This window comes from Paraglaciecola sp. (assembly GCF_051252315.1).
Taxonomy (GTDB): Bacteria; Pseudomonadota; Gammaproteobacteria; order Enterobacterales; family Alteromonadaceae; genus Paraglaciecola.
Genome location: NZ_JBPOFP010000005.1, coordinates 17,257 through 36,207, shown reverse-complemented (window position 1 = coordinate 36,207; position 18,951 = coordinate 17,257). Strand labels below are relative to the sequence as shown.

16 protein-coding genes are annotated in these 18,951 nt (G+C 39.8%); 12 read left to right on the top strand and 4 right to left on the bottom strand.

Features of this window, described 5'->3' with window-relative positions:
• The first annotated feature begins 32 nt into the window (after nt 1-32).
• Nucleotides 33-2,117, top strand: coding sequence for a multicopper oxidase domain-containing protein (locus ACSHXM_RS01650; RefSeq protein WP_435686980.1), 2,085 nt, complete (start codon nt 33-35; stop codon nt 2,115-2,117).
• A 7-nt stretch (nt 2,118-2,124) separates the two neighbouring features.
• On the opposite strand, the gene ACSHXM_RS01645 is transcribed toward ACSHXM_RS01650, so the two are convergent.
• The gene (locus tag ACSHXM_RS01645; protein WP_435686979.1) at nt 2,125-2,535 is read right to left on the bottom strand and encodes a cytidine deaminase; all 411 of its coding nucleotides are present in this window, start codon (nt 2,533-2,535) and stop codon (nt 2,125-2,127) included.
• A 244-nt stretch (nt 2,536-2,779) separates the two neighbouring features.
• On the opposite strand from ACSHXM_RS01645, the gene nlpI reads away from it, so the two are divergent.
• The 11 genes from nlpI (at nt 2,780) to ACSHXM_RS01590 (ending at nt 16,347) form a co-directional block, all read left to right on the top strand.
• Nucleotides 2,780-3,688, top strand: a complete 909-nt coding sequence (nlpI, locus tag ACSHXM_RS01640) for a lipoprotein NlpI (RefSeq protein ID WP_435686978.1) — start codon at nt 2,780-2,782, stop codon at nt 3,686-3,688.
• A gap of 38 nt (nt 3,689-3,726) precedes the next feature.
• Nucleotides 3,727-4,710, top strand: a complete 984-nt coding sequence (locus tag ACSHXM_RS01635; protein ID WP_435686977.1) for a hypothetical protein — start codon at nt 3,727-3,729, stop codon at nt 4,708-4,710.
• A gap of 110 nt (nt 4,711-4,820) precedes the next feature.
• Nucleotides 4,821-5,879, top strand: coding sequence for a quinolinate synthase NadA (gene nadA, locus ACSHXM_RS01630; RefSeq protein ID WP_435686976.1), 1,059 nt, complete (start codon nt 4,821-4,823; stop codon nt 5,877-5,879).
• 106 nt (nt 5,880-5,985) lie between these two features.
• Nucleotides 5,986-6,708 (top strand): CPBP family intramembrane glutamic endopeptidase, encoded by a 723-nt coding sequence (locus ACSHXM_RS01625; protein WP_435686975.1) that lies wholly within the window; start codon nt 5,986-5,988, stop codon nt 6,706-6,708.
• Nucleotides 6,708-7,547 carry a glycerophosphodiester phosphodiesterase gene (locus ACSHXM_RS01620; RefSeq protein ID WP_435686974.1) on the top strand — a complete coding sequence of 280 codons (840 nt, stop codon included), beginning with the start codon at nt 6,708-6,710 and terminating at the stop codon, nt 7,545-7,547. The genes ACSHXM_RS01625 and ACSHXM_RS01620 overlap by 1 nt, the downstream gene beginning before the upstream one ends.
• A gap of 485 nt (nt 7,548-8,032) precedes the next feature.
• Complete coding sequence (locus ACSHXM_RS01615; protein WP_435686973.1) at nt 8,033-9,364, top strand: c-type cytochrome; 1,332 nt, start codon at nt 8,033-8,035, stop codon at nt 9,362-9,364.
• Between the two features lies 1 nt (nt 9,365).
• A complete protein-coding gene (locus ACSHXM_RS01610) occupies nt 9,366-10,772 on the top strand; it encodes a hypothetical protein (protein ID WP_435686972.1) in 1,407 nt (468 codons plus the stop codon).
• A 43-nt stretch (nt 10,773-10,815) separates the two neighbouring features.
• Nucleotides 10,816-11,748 (top strand): hypothetical protein, encoded by a 933-nt coding sequence (locus ACSHXM_RS01605; protein WP_435686971.1) that lies wholly within the window; start codon nt 10,816-10,818, stop codon nt 11,746-11,748.
• A gap of 114 nt (nt 11,749-11,862) precedes the next feature.
• On the top strand, nt 11,863-13,722 hold the full coding sequence (locus ACSHXM_RS01600; protein WP_435686970.1) for a hypothetical protein: 1,860 nt from the start codon (nt 11,863-11,865) through the stop codon (nt 13,720-13,722).
• 82 nt (nt 13,723-13,804) lie between these two features.
• Nucleotides 13,805-14,764 carry a hypothetical protein gene (locus ACSHXM_RS01595; RefSeq protein ID WP_435686969.1) on the top strand — a complete coding sequence of 320 codons (960 nt, stop codon included), beginning with the start codon at nt 13,805-13,807 and terminating at the stop codon, nt 14,762-14,764.
• A gap of 233 nt (nt 14,765-14,997) precedes the next feature.
• Nucleotides 14,998-16,347 carry a DUF6090 family protein gene (locus ACSHXM_RS01590; protein ID WP_435686968.1) on the top strand — a complete coding sequence of 450 codons (1,350 nt, stop codon included), beginning with the start codon at nt 14,998-15,000 and terminating at the stop codon, nt 16,345-16,347.
• A 264-nt stretch (nt 16,348-16,611) separates the two neighbouring features.
• Here ACSHXM_RS01590 and ACSHXM_RS01585 read toward each other — a convergent pair whose 3' ends face one another.
• The 3 genes from ACSHXM_RS01585 to ACSHXM_RS01575 are packed head-to-tail and all read right to left on the bottom strand — an operon-like array spanning nt 16,612 to nt 18,848.
• Nucleotides 16,612-17,256: a cupin domain-containing protein gene (locus tag ACSHXM_RS01585; protein WP_435687015.1), complete on the bottom strand. Its 645-nt coding sequence runs from the start codon at nt 17,254-17,256 to the stop codon at nt 16,612-16,614.
• A 17-nt stretch (nt 17,257-17,273) separates the two neighbouring features.
• Nucleotides 17,274-18,215 carry a hypothetical protein gene (locus ACSHXM_RS01580; protein ID WP_435686967.1) on the bottom strand — a complete coding sequence of 314 codons (942 nt, stop codon included), beginning with the start codon at nt 18,213-18,215 and terminating at the stop codon, nt 17,274-17,276.
• Nucleotides 18,216-18,224: 9 nt separating this feature from the next.
• Entirely contained in the window at nt 18,225-18,848 is a 624-nt protein-coding gene (locus tag ACSHXM_RS01575; protein WP_435686966.1) for a glutathione S-transferase family protein, read from the bottom strand.
• Nucleotides 18,849-18,951: the final 103 nt, after the last annotated feature.

Genomic DNA, 18,951 nt, shown 5'->3' with positions numbered 1-18,951 from the left:
AATAGCTATTTTTAAAATTTTTGGAGATTTCAATGAAAACAATATTCGTATTCGTTTGTATGATTTTGGCAACAAATGTATGGGCAAAAGAAGTGCATTTTGAGCTTAATGTCGATTACAAAACCGTTAACTTTACTGGAAAAAATGTCGAAGCTATGGCAATAAATAACAGTATTCCAGGGCCTCTATTAGAATTTACAGAAGGCGACACAGCCATAATAAAAGTGATAAACCATACTAATGATCAGGCTTCAATTCATTGGCATGGATTACTCTTACCACAAGATCAAGATGGCGTGCCTTATTTGACTTATTTTCCCATTGAAGCTGGAGGGGAGTTTGAATATCGATTTGACCTAAAGCATGCCGGCACATATTGGTACCACAGTCATACTCGAATTGATGAACAGAAAGGTCAATATGGAGCGGTAGTAGTTCATCCTAAACAGGGGTATTCAGAAAATTTTGACCATGATGTGGTGGTGCAATTGTCTGACTGGACCGACGAAGATCCTATCGATGTATTAAAAAACCTTAAAAAAGATGGTGATTGGTATGCCTACAAAAAAGACTCTGTCATTAGTATTAAAGGATATTTAGAAAACAGTAATCTAGATGCTTGGCTGAGCAACCGTTGGCAGCGTATGGAAGGTATGGATGTATCTGATGTTGGTTACGATGCATTCTTAGCGAATGGTCAAACTTCGTTAAATTTAGTACCTGAAGCTAAAGAGGGAGATAGGGTAAGAGTACGCTTAATCAATTCAGGGGCTTCTAGCTATTTTGATATTCAGCAAAACGCAGGCGCATTTGAAGTCGTTGCTGCTGATGGACTCGATGTACAAAAAGTCAAAGTTAACCAATTAAGAATGGGTATGGCTGAAACTTATGATTTAATTGTGACAATCCCCCAGTCTGGTGCCTATGAATTTGCTGCCAACAATATGGATGGCACAGGTGGCGTGAAAGTCACATTCGGAAAAGGTCAATCAAAGCCGTCGCCAGATCCAGTACGTCCGAATCTATTTGCCAAAATGGCCCACAGCGAGAACCATGTCGGGGATCATTCTCAACATAGTGGTTCTAATTTACACGATATGCACACTCAACAAGCCAAACAAGAAACATCCCAACAGACTGCTCATCAACACCATGCACATCATCAATTGATGAAACCTGAAGAGGTTGTGGCGGACAAATTGGATTATGCCATGCTGAAATCTCGACAAGCCGTTACATACAATGGGGAAATTCAGGAGTTTTCTTTAAGGTTAACGGGAGACATGGAAACGTATAACTGGAGTTTTAATGACACGCCTTTATCTAAAGCAGATGTGCTTAAAATTGATAAGGGAAAAGTGGTGCGCTTTCATTTTAAAAATGAATCCATGATGCATCATCCATTACATCTACATGGTCATTTTTTTAAGGTGATTTCTGGCAATGGCGAATATGACGTTTTGAAACACACAGTTGACGTACCGCCAATGGGAAATGTCACTATAGAGTTTGCTGCCAATGAAGAAAAAGCATGGTTTTTTCATTGTCACAATCTTTATCATGCTAAAACGGGTATGGCTAGAGTAGTGCGTTACAGCGACTATTCAGGTAATCCAGAGTTTGTTAAAGCCAAAATGAAGAGTAACGAAATAATGGATTCAGATTGGTACAGCAGAAGCGACTTTTCGCTTTATTCAACCCACACTGAACTGTCACTTAGATATAGCAATGCGCTGCATAGTATTGAGTTTGAAGGCGCGCAACATTTTTCAGAATATGTCGAATTGTCATTACAATATATGTACAAACAGTCGAAATGGCTGAGTTACTTTGTTGGGGCTGAACAAGTGGACGAAGAAAATGAGCTAATGTTAGGTGTGAAGTATATTTTACCTTTTAGTGTTGAATCGGCCTTTTGGATAAATAACCATGGTGAAGTCCACATGGAAGCAGACACCCATTTTCGACTAACAGAATCCCTTGCTTTAGAGTTGGGTGCTAGTACCGAAGAAAAATGGCAAGTAGCAGTTGAATTTAGACGATCACCAAACTGGTCTTTAGGCATTAATGCCAATGAAGTTAGTGGCGTGGGTATCGGATTTTCTGCGACTTTTTAGCTAAGAATTAAGGAGTATCTAGATTAAACGCCAGTGGTAATAATTCACTAATCAACAGAGTTTTTATTTCACCATTGCTTTTGGCCAAATGAACTTGTGTTTGGTCATTGGCAAATTCAGCAATTTTTTGCCTACACCCCCCACAAGGTGGGCAATATTCTTCATTTGGGCTGAGTATTAATATTTGTTTTATATGTTTATTACCAGCAGAAACCATAGCCGATATGGCCCCTGCTTCAGCACATTGACCCAATGGGTAGGCTGCGTTTTCAACATTACAACTTCCATGATACTGAGCATTTTCATCGATTATGGCAGCACCTACTCTAAAGTTTGAATAAGGTGCATGGGCATGCCGCTGAACTTGTTGTGCTAATGCTAAAAGCTGTTTCTTGTCATTCACGGAATCGTTTCGCATGTCAGTTTTTTGTAATTAGTTGACCAGTTAGTCTGCACTATTTTTACTTATTGATACAAGTTAAATTCAATTATTATTAACACAGGCCTTGAGTAACTTTACTTTTTACAGGAAATAAGCGACTCTAAGGCCAATATTTATCGCATGTTGTTGATTATTTTTATTGGGTTAAATGAACATTTTGTTTGGTGTTTAGGTCAATATAAATATTTTATTTTTAATAGGTTATTACCCTCTCTTTATTATGCAAAAACTTGTCTTCATTATTATTCTACTAAGCACTTATTTAACTGGGTGTGCGTCCAATATCGCTTCAAATCAAGGTGGTGGGCAGATGGGAAATTTGCTTTTAGCAGAACCTGCACCGATGAACCCTAGGTCCCAGTTGGCGATTGCCAGATATAGTCATATTCTTGGGCAAGCTGATTTAGAAGACGACCAACGAGCTCAATTACTTCATCAACGTGGGACTTTGTATGACAGTGTGGGATTGTCTGGATTAGCGCAATACGATTTTAATCAAGCCATAAAATTAAAACCAGATTTAGCCGAAGCCTATAATTCTATGGGCGTGCATTACACCCAGCAGATGAATTTTATTCAAGCCTATGAAGCTTTTGATGCCACACTCGATATCAATCCAGAAATGGAGTTTGCATTTTTAAATCGTGGAATAGCATTGTATTACGGTGGTCGTCCAGACTTAGCCGTTCGTGATTTGGGTGAGTTCTATAATAAAAATGCTTCTGACCCATACCGAGCGTTATGGCGATATTTGGCAGAAATTGAAATTGATCCCCTAGTGGCAAAAAAGCAACTAGCTCAACTACGTAAAAACTTGGATGATAAAAACTGGGCTACTAAGTTAGTGGATTTATATTTAGATAGGGTTACCGAAAACGAGTTATTAAGCGCCTTAATTTCTGGCGTAACTAGCCAGCAACAGTTAACTGATAGATTATGCGAAGCTTATTTTTATTTAGGTAAGTATCACTCCGAGCTTGGAAATCGAGGGGTTGCATCGAATTATTTTAAATTAGCTTTAAGTACTAATGTATTTGAATATGTTGAGCACAGATACGCTCGTTTAGAGTTAAACTTGCTACGTGATAAAAGTGACAACAATAATTCTGACGTTCCGCAAACTCAATAATAATGACCCGTTTGGTTAAAGGAGGACTGATTTGCTTTTTGGCAGTTGTTCTCCTTTTTCTTGTTACTTTTCTATTCTTTAATTCGCCCGTTAATGATCCTGTCAGTCAATTCGACAATCAAACTGAAATAAAGCCGACCCCATCCATTTCGATTGCCTTGGATTTGTGGCGACAAAAGCAATATCACTCTTCATTGGCTATGTTAGAAGAATTGAATCAACCACAAAGTGAAGCGGGTTTTTATGAATTTTATTTTAAGACTTTTGTAAACGGAACGATCAATCAAACTTTTTCTCAGCAAGCTGCTTTACCTAGTTCATGTAGCCAACAGTTATTATTTGTTGCAGGTAGCGTTAATTCCTTAACTCAAGCTGAAAAACTCAAACAAAAATTGATTAATGACCAGAGATTACAGTCTTTGCCTATTTGTGCTTATGAGTTAATTTGGTTTAACCCTGAAACAGTTCAATGTACTAACAACCAAACAACCCATCAGAGGATCAGTTGTGACTTACCCTTATTGGCACAACACGTAAAATCACTGCAATTCACTCATTTAGTTATTTTTGCAAAAGATGGCAAAGCGAATGTGCATAACGGCATCATGTACCTAGACCAACAAGATACTTATGATGTGTTTGTCCATGAATTGGCCCATTTTGCAGGTTTTGTGGATGAATATCCGTTAAGTGCAGAGCTGGCGAAACAAGTATGTCAGCAAGGCCGAGCCCCAAACTTACGATTTAGTAAGCCAAATGATAGTACTAATTTAAGCCCCGCACGTACCTGTGACAACCACCCTAATCAAGCGTACAAAAATAGTAAGCGATTGACGTTTATGGAGTATCACGACGTTGCTTACATTCCCGAGCAATACCTTACAGCTTGGCGAAATAGTTTATTGGACCAACATAACTCGCCTTCGGCTCATGTCAATTTCGCTCAATTTTACGAAGAACATAATAATGTCACTGAGAGTCAATATTGGCGAGCCAAGTACAAAATGTATTTAACCCAATAGTTCATGTTAATTTAAGGGGACAACACTTTTAAAGTGATATGTCATTTCTGTGACAGTTTGATATAATGCTCGAACCTTAGATTTTCCCCGTTAGTGTTTCTTTCAAAATTATGTCTCAGCAATTTCAAGTCGAAACTATTGATTACCCGTTTCCGGCTAAACCCGTGCCTTTAAATCAAATCGAACAACAGCGTTATGTTCAAGAAATCAAAACTCTATTGAAGCAAAAAAATGCTGTGTTAGTCGCACACTATTATACCGATCCTGAAATCCAAGCTTTGGCCGAAGAAACCGGCGGTTGTATTTCTGATTCACTTGAAATGGCGCGATTTGGACGAGATTGTGAAGCCGATACATTGATTGTGGCTGGCGTACGTTTTATGGGTGAGACGGCTAAAATTTTGAGCCCTGAAAAAACAGTACTGATGCCGACACTTGAGGCAACATGTTCTCTGGATTTAGGTTGCCCTATCGAGCAGTTTTCAGCGTTTTGTGATGCTCATCCAGATCATACAGTGGTCGTGTATGCGAATACTTCTGCGGCCGTTAAAGCGCGTGCAGATTGGGTGGTCACCTCAAGTATTGCCCTTGAAATAGTAGAACACCTCGATGCATTGGGCGAAAAGATTATTTGGGGGCCAGATCGCCATCTAGGTGCCTATATTGCCAAAGAAACAGGCGCTGATATGTTGTTATGGCAAGGTGAGTGTATTGTGCACGACGAGTTCTCTGCTAAGGCATTAAACGACATGCGCCACTTACATCCTGATGCGGGTGTGTTAGTACATCCAGAATCTCCAGCTAGTGTGGTGGCTTTAGCTGATGCAGTGGGTTCTACCACTCAGTTAATTAACGCAGCTCAGTCGTTACCTCAAGAAAAATTTATCGTAGCTACAGATCGCGGCATTTTTTATAAAATGCAACACGCGGCACCGAATAAAACTTTGTTAGAAGCACCTACCGGTGGCAATGGCGCAACTTGTAAAAGTTGTGCTCACTGTCCTTGGATGGCGATGAATGGGTTAGATGCCATCAAACAATCTTTAACCGAAACCAGTGGCCATGAGATTTTTGTAGATGATAATTTACGTGAAAAAGCTCTGATCCCACTTAATAGAATGTTAGATTTTTCAGCTCAAATGAAGATGAAAGTGGCTGGTAACGCTTAATTTATTGATTAGATTAATTCTTATTAAGTCAAAGTTAGGAGTTGCAACTACTGTCACTTTTAGGTGTTTAGTGCTTAACAGGGATATCGAGTCAAAGGATTAGGGATTGAATAATCAATTAAATATCGAGTTAGAAGACGAAAGTAATTTAGCCTCAATTGAGCAACTTATTCACAATCACCGATACGAAAAGTTGCTTTATTGGCGTTTTTATTTTGTGTCCGCTTGGCTGTTTTTGGTCACAGGTTTAATTCCTAATTATTCAGACGAATCGTTGGGATTACAAACTTTTATACGTTGGTTTTTTCTACTGTTATTACTCGGACCCACTATTTGGGCCGTTAAAGGCATGAAGTTTACTCGGGCTGAATTAGGGCTCACATTTGATGGGAGTAAAACTGCTCTAGTAGAATGTTTTTATGTGTTTTGTTTAATTGTTCCTGTTTTAGTGTTTGCAAAAATTCTCAGTCAAAATCCAGTTGAACCTTTGTTTAACTGGCTAACTGTTCGACAATATAGCTCTACTGAACGTTGGTTTTACTTACTGAGTTATCTTCCTCATACAGCTGGGCAAGAGTTTATCGCTCGTGGTGTAGGGATATTGATGGTGTCGCGCATAATGCACGATTTTAAATCTTTAAAACCCGTATTGGCTATAAGCGTGTTGTTTGCAGTTTGTCATTTGCACTTGTCTTTTAGTGTTGCAACGGGTGTTTTTGTAACTAGTGTACTATTTGGAACCTTGTATCGTCGTCATAAAACCTTGTTAGGTGTGATTTTGTTGCACTTTGCATTGGGTGTTACGGCTACTGCTTTAGGTCTTATTTAGTGAGGTTTATACGTAACCTAGTTTGTTTTGAGCTGTTTGCATTATTGGTCTTTGTGCTAATTTATAAAACGACTGCTTTACCACAACAAAATCAAGTTGGGCCGTTTGGCGGCTTAGTTTTTCTTCATAGAGGTGATGCCTCAACTTTTCCTGAAAATAGTATAGCTGCAATGCGCGCTGCTTCTGAGGCTGGCGCTCAAGCTATTGAAGTTGATGTGATGCTCAGTCAGGATAATGTACCTATGGTATTCCACGATCCATCTCTAGAGCGGACTACAAATGGACACGGCAATGTAAAAGATTTCACTGCTGAAAGTTTACAGCAACTGCGCTTAGTTAACTCTAACAATAAGAAGCTAACCGAGTGGCACATACCTAGCTTAGAAGCGGTTATGCAAGAAGCGACGAGCTTAGGCTTGATCCTAGAAATAGAACTTAAAACAGAAATACATAATCATTATGCTATGGCGCAAAAAATTGCAGCGCTGTTCGAGCGCTTTAATTATTATCAGCAGGGATTTATTTCGTCATTTGATCCTAGGTTGCTGTATTACGTTAGAAGCCTAAATCCTAAGATTAATACATCACTGGCCTTAAAAGCCCATCCTCCTTATTCGGCTTTTACTCAATATGTTTTGCAGCAACCCTTTACTGCCAAGTATTTAGGGATTTCTATGATTGAGCCTGATCACTTATTAGCAACCGAAAAGTTTATTCAGTTTTGGCTCGAGCAAAATATGTTATTAAATATCTGGGTGGTGAATAGTGATAAGTTAAAAAAGGCTTTGTTACAGCCAAATATTTCAATCACAACAGATTGTCTAATTGGTAGTTGTTAATGCGGTGGCAATATTTGCAAAGCTGTTAGTTGGCTTCTGCTAAAAACTTTTGCACCACCTATCGCAATGATTAATGGAATTGGTAAATGGTGCGTGTAGAAACCTTTCAGGATTTCGAAAGTATTGGCCTTAGTGTAATCGCCGGTGCGGTCTGAAAAATGCTTTATTAGAAATGAACATTTCGTCGCCGAGTAATCAATTATTAATTCTTCAAAATGAATCTATAAATAACTTTATAAAAAATATAATTTAACGACACTTCTTATCCAGGTCTCGGGCTAACAATATTTAAACGCCCTTAATGGCTTACTAATATTTTTTTCTTTATTGCGATTATTTGCATAACTAAGCTGTGCTTTAGACAGAATGTTAAAACAGTGTTAGTATTTTGATATATATATATAAAAAGCGTGATTCATATTTAATTTATGGCTAGTGAATTTAATTATCTCAGAAAGTTTTCTGCAGTCTTGTTGTGCGCACTTATGGCGCTCAGTAATCCTGTAATTGGCAAAGATTCAGGAAAAAGTGCTGGAAAAGCAATTCAGTCTCTCTTACAAAACTCCTCTGCTTTAGAAAAAGGCAAAAGCCAGTTTTTATTACACTGTGCCGGCTGTCATAAAAAAGATTTAAGTGGCGCTGTTGGTTTTAACCTTAAAGACGGTGAATGGGTGTATGGTGGTGAACCTGAGAAAATTTTGCAGAGTTTACAACAAGGCTTTGATAAAGCAGGAATGCCCGGTTTTGGGCCTATTCTTCCGCTAGCTGCTCAACATGCCATTGTGGCTTATATTCTGTCTAAGCGTGAAGGGTTTGAAAATCTGCAATACAAAATTTATCAGTTAGAGAGTGCTGATGATGGTGATTTTTCTGACGAAGACTTAGTGGCTTCTGGTCGGTTAAAAAAGAATCTTGCCGATTTTGAATTACCTGAAATTCCCCATTACGCTATAGTGTTTTCTGGCACTTTTTATGGGCCTAAAAATCAAAAAAGTTACCTGTACGCTGAGCGCATTAAAAACTTAAATATCAAGGTAGGCATAGATGGAAAATCCATCACGCCGGTGACTTACGGTGGTGTGCAAAAGTGGTTGTTAAATAAAGGGAAACAGCAATTAAATTTCACTTTTTATTCTGGAAATGCAAGTGCTTACTTACGTAATATTGAACTATATGTAGTGAATCAGGATGCTTCTATCAAGTTGTTCCCCGTTTCGAGTCAGGCGCACAAACAAAGTAAAAATAGTCGTTATGAGATAAAAGCCGCCGGTGAATACCTAGTGCAGCAGAAGAAAATAGTCAAACTGCCAGCTTATTCCATGGCCATTGGTTCGCCGCAAAAAGCCAACTATGCCTTTAACTCCCGTAGCTGTGCTATTAACGGTTTATGGAAGGATGACCTGTTAAATGTTGGCCCCAATATTGGTGGTAGGGGTAAAGATGGCAGTATTCCTCTAGGGGATTGGGTGTTCCATCATCCACAACAAATTAAACCTGTTGCAGAGTCCGATAATAATCAACCAAGCTGCCAATTAATTAAATACCGTATCAATGGTGCAGCCCCAGAATTTCATTTTACCGTGAACGGCTTAACGTTAATGGTGACATCTGACTTTACAAGGTCAAACCAAGGGATCTTTGTTTATCGAGTAATTGATAATCCTAGTAAATTGAAGAAGTTAACCTTTACGCTACCAAGTGCCGAAGGTTTGCTGGTTAGCAGTGAGCAAGGCCAAGTAATAGGTGAAACCCTAAGTGTTGATATTCAGGCGTATTCTAATTTTTCCATTCAATTAACTTGGGCAGGAGATAAATAAAATGATGAAACAAATAACTGCTCTTAGTTGCTTATTCTTTGTTTGCTGTAGCCAAGTTTTGGCTGCACCTCTTTATAAACCAGATGGTTATCACACCGAAACTATCGAAACACCTAGGGATGTGAGATTTCACATTACGGGGATGGATAGCGACAAAAATGGGCTGGTGTATGTGGCCACTCGATTTGGTGATGTGTGGATGCTTAAAGACAATAACTGGTCTAAATTTGCCTCTGGATTACACGAACCAACGGGTTTGTTGGTGGATGACGATGGTTCCATTTTAGTGGCACATAAGCCTCAGCTCACACGTTTAGTGGACATAGATAACGATGGTGTTGCCGAAGATTATATTCATGTGGCCAGCGGGTGGGAATTTCACAATGACTACCATGAATTTAATTTTGGCCCCGTAAAAGACAAAGCTGGCAACTTACACGGTACGCTTAACTTGGGGTTCCAAGGGGGCTGGGGTGGTTACCGTGGCTTTGCCTATAAAGTTACGCCAAAGGGCGAGTGGCTGCCTTATTCGTGGGGATTACGCTCACCAGCGGGTATTGGTATTAATCAAAAAGACGAAATATTTTTTACCGATAATCAAGGCGGATGGGTTGGCACCTCCAAAATGCATTTACTCGAAGAAGGCAAGTTCTATGGACAGCCTAGTTCGTTAATGAATGTGCCAGGTAATACTGGAAAATGGCAAGACAAATACTCAGTTGAAGATTTGGATAAGATGCGCGAAAAGCCTATTGTGCAATTTCCACATGGCGAAATTGCTAAATCACCGGGTAATCCAGAATGGGATCTCACCCAAGGACAATTTGGTCCATTTAAAGATCAAATATTTATGCCTGATTTAACCATGTCTAATATCTTCCGAGTGTTACTAGAAAAGGTAAATGGAAAGTATCAAGGGGCAGCCATAACCTTTATGAACGGTTTTCAAAGTGGCAATATTCGCGCAGAATTTGATCAAAAAGGTCAGTTGTGGATAGGCCAAACTGCACGGGGCTGGGGCGCAGAAGGCAATAAACCTTTTGGTTTACAAAAAGTGGTGTGGGACGGCACCAATCCATTTGAATTACTAAATATTAAGCTCACCAAGACAGGTTTCAGGTTGTTTTTTACCGAGGCGTTAAAGGCAGAAAGTGTTAATTTAAAGAGTTTTGCAGTACAACAATGGCATTATCATTACCATCAAAAATATGGCTCGGAAAAAGTGGATTTGGCCTCAGTCAAAATTGCTAATGTCGAATTATCCAAAGACAAAACGTATGTCGATATCACTATGCCATTGACCGCCGGTAAAATTGTGGAAATTGCTTTTGAAGGTGTGGTCAGTGCGAGTCAACGTAAGCCTTCATCCACTAAAGTCTTTTATACCCTGAACGAGATTTATAACTAATTAGTGTATTTACTTGGGCCTATGTAAAAAAGAGAACAAAACTATGAAAAATATTATCGCCTTACTCGTCCTCTTTGGAGTGGCCATGAGCCTCTCGCTAAATGTTTTTGCGGCAACGGATAAAGTTAAATTTGACCGCAAAAATGACCTTCTTTTACTTCAATATGACAGTAAACCTGACCCAGATGATATACACGCAATCGCGGCTGCGGGTAGCATTTTAGCTCACCCTGATTTTCAAGATATTGATTATTATGCCGTATCGGGTGCTTATGGAAAGCAAGGTGGTAAATTCATGCATTCTCCAGAGTTATTTACCTTGGCTTTTGGAGAGCAAAACACTAAATGGACCGATAGGCACACCGATAATAAAGGCACGGTTACTCGAGTCAAAAACAAAGCTAAGGAAGTGATTGAAGCGGGTGGTCGAGTGTGGGTGGCTGAAGCTGGACAATCGGATGTCACCGCAGATTGGATTGCCGCTTTAATTAAAGACGGTGTTTCTGCCGAAACGATTAAAAACAAAGTGATGGTGGTACAACATAGCCAGTGGAACGAGAATGAAACCACCGCTGATGACTTGGCCTACGTTAAACAGTATTCTTGGTATGTGCAGTTAGATGACGGTAATGCACCCTATGGTGAAACAAAGTGGGGCGATAGAAGTGACTACAGTACGCCAGGTTATCAAAACAAAAATAAAACCTATTTACCCGCCGCTAAAAACTCGCCCGTAGCTAAAACTAAAGCCTTATGGAATAAAGCAGATGCAGTGATTCTTCGATATTATCCAGGAGGATACACAGAGGAGTGGTCTTCTATTCATCATGGTGGCGTGGATTTTTCTGATACATCTGAAGTTTGGTTTATATTGAACATGTCAGGTTTACATACCATTGGTGAGTTTTGGAATACTTTTGTCGTCGGTCAAGAACAGGTTACGATTGATCCCAATGGTGGTGTCCTATCGAGATGAACTGATATTATATGAAACAAATAAACATACCTTACATACAATAAAAGGTAGCTTTAAGTGATATAAAGTTTTTATAATGCATTATATTTAAATATAAATTGTTAACTTTATATAATGAAATCACTTTCGCTGGTTATTCTCTTTTCTTTGACAGCTTTGTCTGTTTCTTCTACTTCTTCTGAAATTGTTAATGTTCATCTGGAACCAAACACTTCTCGTAATATTGGTGGGGTTACTCATTTTGATAGAGCACAATTCATAACGCTTCATGAAAGTTTTGGTTCGTCTGATCTAACCGCTGAAGATCGGCAATACATAGAACATGAACTTGAAGCGGAATACGGAAGAGATGGCGGTCTTGTCTCTTGGCTAGCCAGAGACATTCCCGCTGATAGTAATAATCCTGACATGCCTGATGTAGGTAAAATCAAAGAATTATTTGCCCCAAAATTCAGCGCTAAAAGTGATCAGCTTAGATATAAACCGAGTCATATGCGTAATGTTATCTTGTGTACTCACCCTGAAATCATGCATGGGCATGTACATAATAAGTCACTTGAATGGGGACCGCGCTCAGCAGAAGCAACAGCAGAATATACTGCACAAATGCTAAAGTGGGCATTTACAGATGAAAACAGGCCCCTTGCTATAGAGGTTTACAATGAACCTTTTGTTAAAGCCAAAAAGATCCCCACCACAATTGAAGAGATGAGCAAACAACACAATGTGGTGGCTAAGCGAGTTAAAGAGTTAACCCCAAATGTGATGGTGGGTGGTTATTCTGCCGCTTGGGTAGAATTTGAAAGTGGTGACTGGAACAACTGGAATAACTGGCAGAAAAAGTTCATGGATATTGCCGGTGAAAATATGGATTTTTGGTCGTATCACATTTACGACGGTGTGAATGTGATGGGAACACCAAGGTCCAGAACTGGCAGTAACTCTGAAGCGATTATGGATATTATCGACACCTATAGTCACATCAAATTCGGTGTGGCAAAGCCTCTTATGATTACTGAATACGGAAAAATTCCAGCAGGCAACATGAGTACCATGCCATACAGTGAAGAACGTTCAGCTGGCATGTTGTATTCAGCGCTAGGTCAGTTAATGACGTTTATGGATCATCCTGATCGTTTAATGCGCACGGTTCCTTTTATACTAGGTAAAGCTTCATGGACCTATAATATGACTAAGGATTATGTGCCTGGTGAAGCCAATCCTTATTTACTTTGGCGACGTTTGGCGGATGGCAAAACCTATGTCAAAACCGATTTGATGAAATTTTATTCCTTCTGGAAAGGCGTTAAAGGAGAGTGGCGTAATAGCGCAAGTAGTAACCCAGATGTGCGGGTTCACATGTTAGCAGATACCAATCGGCTAAGTGTGATCATGATGAATCTTGATTCCGCTTCCAAACAAGTCTCCTTAAAAGGTTTACAAGAAGTCAAAACAGATTCAGTTGTATTGCGCTCGTTAACTACTAATGTGGCTAAACCTATACTTGCAGAAAAAACATTAAAAAATGTGCCTGAGGTTTTTGAGTTAGGCGCCGGTGAAATAGTTATGTTCCAAGTTAACGTGAAGAACACAGTGCAAGTTAAAGATACGGTAAAAGAACATAGAGTATATGCCACAGATTACCTACAGGATATTAAGGCAGGAGAGCCGATTCAGTTTACCTTTAAGCAGGTTCCCACAGGGAAGGGTAATGCAGTACTTCGTCTTTCCCCTGCCCGTAAACTAGGCAAGCAGCCGCTACCTACAGAGATCAAAATAAACGGTACACCTTTAACACTGCCAACCAATTGGGCGGGCGATGACCAAAAAGGCAGGAGTATGTTCTATGGCATGGTCGAATTACAAGTGCCTATGCAAGCGTTGAAAGACGAGAGTGTGGTTAGCCTCACTTATCCTGATGATGGTGGCAAGATTGCCAGTGCAGTACTTCAGGTCAATCGAGTGGAAAAGTAGGGCTAATCTCTAAATGGGTGATATTAATCCTCAGTTTTTGAAACTAGTAGCGCTTATGAGTTGAATTCAAGAGAGAATAAAAATGAAAAAAATAATATTTTTAGTGTTAATAACACTCATTGCAACAAAAGCTTTTTCCAATACAGGATATGGCTATAACAATAACCGTATCGCTATAAGTGCTGACGGTAATAATCAAGCTGATCCAAATACCTGGGGCGGGCAAGTTACCGCAAAAGCACCGGCTGCAGACGCAGGCAGAACTTATACTTATAAATCCCAGTGGCAAAGAGGAGATGAAGACGACTGGAGTGCTACTCCCGCCGCGTTAGCTATGATTGCCAATGCAAATTTAGAAGGGAAGTTAGTCCATTACTCTTATAATAACTTTATTGGCTCCCCGCCACATACCAGTGCGCGAAACATTATGAAAGAAGGCGTTGACGGCGCATTGATGCGGTGGAAAAACTTTGATCCAGCCGTATTTTTTGATGTATCTGGTGACAATAATAAAGCAATCAATCACTTAGCCGAACAAATTAAAATCTCAACCGCCAAAGACCCATTGTACTTTATTGCAATGGGGCCTACCGAGTTCCTTTATCGAGCATTAGAAAAAGTAAAAGCAGCAGGGCAAGAGCAAGCAATCAATCACCTGCTTATTCTTTCGCATAGCAACTATAACGACAATCATATTAGGAGAGCTGAGCATCGAAGAATGGAGCATGTGTTCAGTGAATTTCCAATAGTTGAAAAGCAAAACTTCAAACGAATTAAAGATCAAAATTCGTCTTCTAATATAAAGAAGGGCTGGAGTTCGTCAAAAGTGAACAAACAAAAAACTTGGGTGCCATATCACTTTTTGAAAAATCATATTGACCCAGATGTTAGATTTTTATGGGACATGTTGAATGTTGATCACTTAAGTAAACCAGATATTTCCGACGCGGGTTTGGTTTGGTATTTGTTGTACAACGACCAAGATGGTAACCCAAGTAAACTAAAGGCCCAGTTCATTGATGGTATTAAACCTAACAAGTGAGCTGAGTAATAATAGGTAAGTTGAAAACTATACTGAAGCAGTCCTAACTCAATGTGAAGGTTTTAAAATTAGATTCAAACCAAGCCAGATAGTCGCGTATGAGTGAATAGTACTTAAATTCAGTTCATGCTAGATTAGTCCAAACAATGAGGGCTGAGCCTTCGATTATTCCCAATTGATTTGTTATTGAGTTACTTTGCAAAATAACACTGCCTTGGAAGGTTTATTGCCTCATGCTGATTATTCTTAGAAAAATCAAACGCACTTTTTTTTCCAATCAACAGTTTCAGAATTATTTATTGTATGCCCTCGGTGAAATTGTGCTGGTGGTGATTGGTATTCTGATAGCGCTGCAAATTAATTCATGGAACAGCAATCAAGAGCAGCAAAAAGCACTGAGTAGCTATCTAAAAATCGTCGCAAAAAATATGCGTGACGACGGGGTATTGCTAAATAATACACGCAGAAGACGAGAGGACGCGTTCGAGCAATCGGGTAAGGCTGAATGGTTTGCTTTTGATAAAACTTCTTTCTCTGTTTCTGAGATTACACAATTTAATCGAGCTTTCTCCGAGATTAAGAGATTGCATTATTTCAATGCTGACCTCAGTGGTTACGAGGCGCTGAAGAGCTCTGGTAACCTTAAACAAATGCAAGGAAAAGCGATTGAAAATTTGCTCTACTTATATTACGAAACAGCTAGGCGAATAGGACTTAAAGAGAGGAACCACAATGAGTACGTCAGGCAGCTAGATTTACAGTTGGTAACAACTTGGCCAAAAAATTTGAGCTTATTTGAAATAGCCGAACCGGATCTCCTCACTACGGAACGATTTAAGGCGCTTCAGCCTGAGTACCAGCAGTTAATAGCCGATTCAAGTATGAAAGCTCTTTTTACTCAAGCAAGATCTGTTCAACCCTTAATTCAGGATTATGAAAGGCTTAAGTACCTTGGTAGAGCCTTTATCAGGATGGTCGAAAAAGGCATGATGGAATATGATGACACTACTCTAAGCGAACTTGATGCTATTTATGATATGGGCCAAGGCGATGTTGAACCGAATTTAATTGTCGATGGCCGAGTGGGTTTGCATGCCTATGTCCCAAACGTTGGAGATTCCAATTACACCCATATAAAGGGGGCTTCAAAGGATTTGCCTTTGAACACAGGGCTTTTACCCGCAATAGAGTTAACTTCAGCTGGGCGAGTAGATAAAGCTCTGCATGTTAGTTACAGTGGTAATATTACTTGGGCGGGCTTTTGGATTTTTAGTTACGATGATTCGGGAATCTTAATGCCACTCGACTTTTCTGAATTTGACACACTTCAGCTTGAATTAAAGGGTGATGTAGGTGGTGAAACTCTTCTTATACATATAGAAGATAGTGAAGATGAAAGAGACGGTAGCGCGACAAAAGTTGAGATACAACTCACAAACGAGTGGCAGACATATGAAATTAAGCTCTCAGATTTTAAGACGGCCGATCTGAGTAAACTGACCAATGTGCTCGGATTCGTGTTCAAACAACCACAACCACTATCCTTTTCGGTGAAATCAGCGAAGTACCTAAAGCGTGAGTGACGAGTATAGTAACTGGATTGTGTATGCCAACAGTTTGTCACCTGTCAGTAAGAATTAACTGGGGGCAGGAAAATAACAGGGATCAGTGTAACGTTAAATATGTCTTAATACTGCGGGGTTTAGGTTCGTTGAAACGTATCATTTATCACTAAGTTTATCGTTCAACTCCTTAAGATATTTGGTCACGCTTTGGGCGTGAAGCCGAAGTTACTACCCCCCGACTCTGGATAACAAGCATCGATTTATTTTGATTTTTATATGCTGTTAAATATGTCCAACCTTAACCCAAATTAAGGTGTCTTCTTCAACATAGGGATTATGTGCGCTCATATGTGGTGATCTTATCCAAGTGCCCGCTGGGTATCGTCCTTGTTCATCGATAAACTCACCAGAAATAACATAAATCTCTTCACCACCCCAGTGTTGATGGGGTTTAAACTTTGTACCAGCTGGCCAAAATACTAAGGCTGTAGATTCAGATTTGTGAGCATGCAGCGGCATTACCTTCAATGCGCCATGGCCTTGCTGCCACTGGGTGTTTTGAGTGTCGATTAAAAGGTGCTGTCGATCGTCTGCTTGAAATTGATGTAGCTTAACTAAAATGGTACAGCCTTGTTGACTAAAAGGGGCATGTTTAAACCCTTCAGGATTTCGAAAATATTGGCCTTGGGTATAGTCGCCGGTGTGGTCTGAAAAAACGCCATCTAGGACTAATATTTCTTCGCCCAGTGGATGGTCGTGCTCAGAAAATGACGCGCCAGCTTCATATTTAACAATGCTGGTGGCATGGCCTTGTTCTTTGAATTCACGAGCCAAAGGTTTACGCCAAACCCCTGCTTTGGGACTGGGTTGCCAATCTAAGTCGTGGCTATTGACCACCACTCGTTCTGCAAAATTCATGTTTAGCATAGTGTCTGCTTGCATAATTATCTCTTGTTAAAATAAAAGGGCAGGGCATTAGCTGAAAAGTATGCCTGCTCTAGATTAAATTGCCATAATCGTTTTGCATCCGCATAGCGTGCTAAGTTAGGAGGATTGGGTAATATACTGGCTTTACCTGTCATGGTAAGAATATGGCTGTTTTTAAAATCGATAAACATAAGTCCAGCCTTACCGGTTCCTTGGATATTTCCTAAGGTGTTAAAAAAGTTATTGCCCACATAGTCTGGAATAGTGAGTTGGGTTGAGTTGTCTATATGAACAAACCCTGGTTCACCGCCTCGATGAGATACATCCGCGCCATTTGAGGCAAGTTCGGCTTTACTTAATATACTTTGGTTAAAATAATAGCTAGCCACAAAAAAGGTATCCGCTTGTTGGATAAGTGTCTGGATGCTTTTGTTAAATACGTTGAATTCAGTTACTTTTTGTCCTGTTGCAGTTTCGCCAGACAGATGCCTAGGGATTAAAGCTCTAGGCTGAATATATTTAGCACAGTTACCAAAAGACTGTTTAATCTCGATGCTAAAGCTAGTTTGAGTGACCTCGACAATAGTACCGGTTACGCGGTTGCGTCTTTTGTTGCTTAAGTTAATACCTAACAGGCCTAGATCTGTGCCTGATTTTAAAGGGGGCAACTGACTTCTTGGCATCTCAGAAATATTAATTTGCAAGTGCCTATCATCCATAACCTTGATTAGGGATGTTGAATGATAAAGAATATGTGCCCAAGGCTTTAATTGGCTATCTATCACACCAATAAAAACATACTGCAACTCAGCAAAAAACTCACAATGTTGTTGTGGCATAAAAGGGCGAATAAAGTTTTTTCCAACCTTATCCATCATGGATTTTTTACCCAGCCTTTGTTGTAGGGCCTGCTCGTGTTCATGGAACTGAGCAGGCCGGTGCATGCTTTTATGGTTCATCTTTTAAGCTCAAGCAGCTAAGCCGGCTTTTGTGGCTTGCATTGGAATAAAGCCGTCGAGTTGTTCAATTCTCGATAACCAAGCTTGCACTTGAGGATAGTCGGCTAAAGACACATCACCTTCGGGCGCATGGGCAATATAAGTGTAGTGCGCTATATCTGCCAAGGTAGGGCCATCACCTACTAACCAATCTTGCTTCGATAAGGTTTGATTTAATAGAGTGAGTAAATCATGGGCCAGAGATAAGGCAAATTCTTTATCTAATGGGCGACCAAATACATTGATGATCCTTGCATTACAGGGGCCAAATGCGAGTTTACCGGCAGCCAAAGAAAAGTAAGACTGAATTTGTACTTGGGTAAGTAGGTCATCTGGATACCAGTTTTTTGCCACATCATACTTGTTAGCTAAGTACAACAATATGGCGTTTGAGTCGTTTAATGTGATGTCGCCATCTTCTAATACGGGGATTTGGCCAGCGGGATTTTTGGCTAAAAATTCGGGGCTTTTGTGTTCGCCATTAGGTAAGTCTACTTGGATTAATTCTGCATCAATCTTAAGTAGAGATAATAATAATTCCACTCGGTGGGAGTGACCAGATAATGGAAAAGTATAAAGTTTGATCTTTGACATAATGTTTCCTAATTAATTGTAAAGTTTGGGTTCGCTTGAGTCAGTGAGAGTATTCTATTTGTTTATGATTTGTAGATAAATCCTGTTATTGTTGAAACATTGT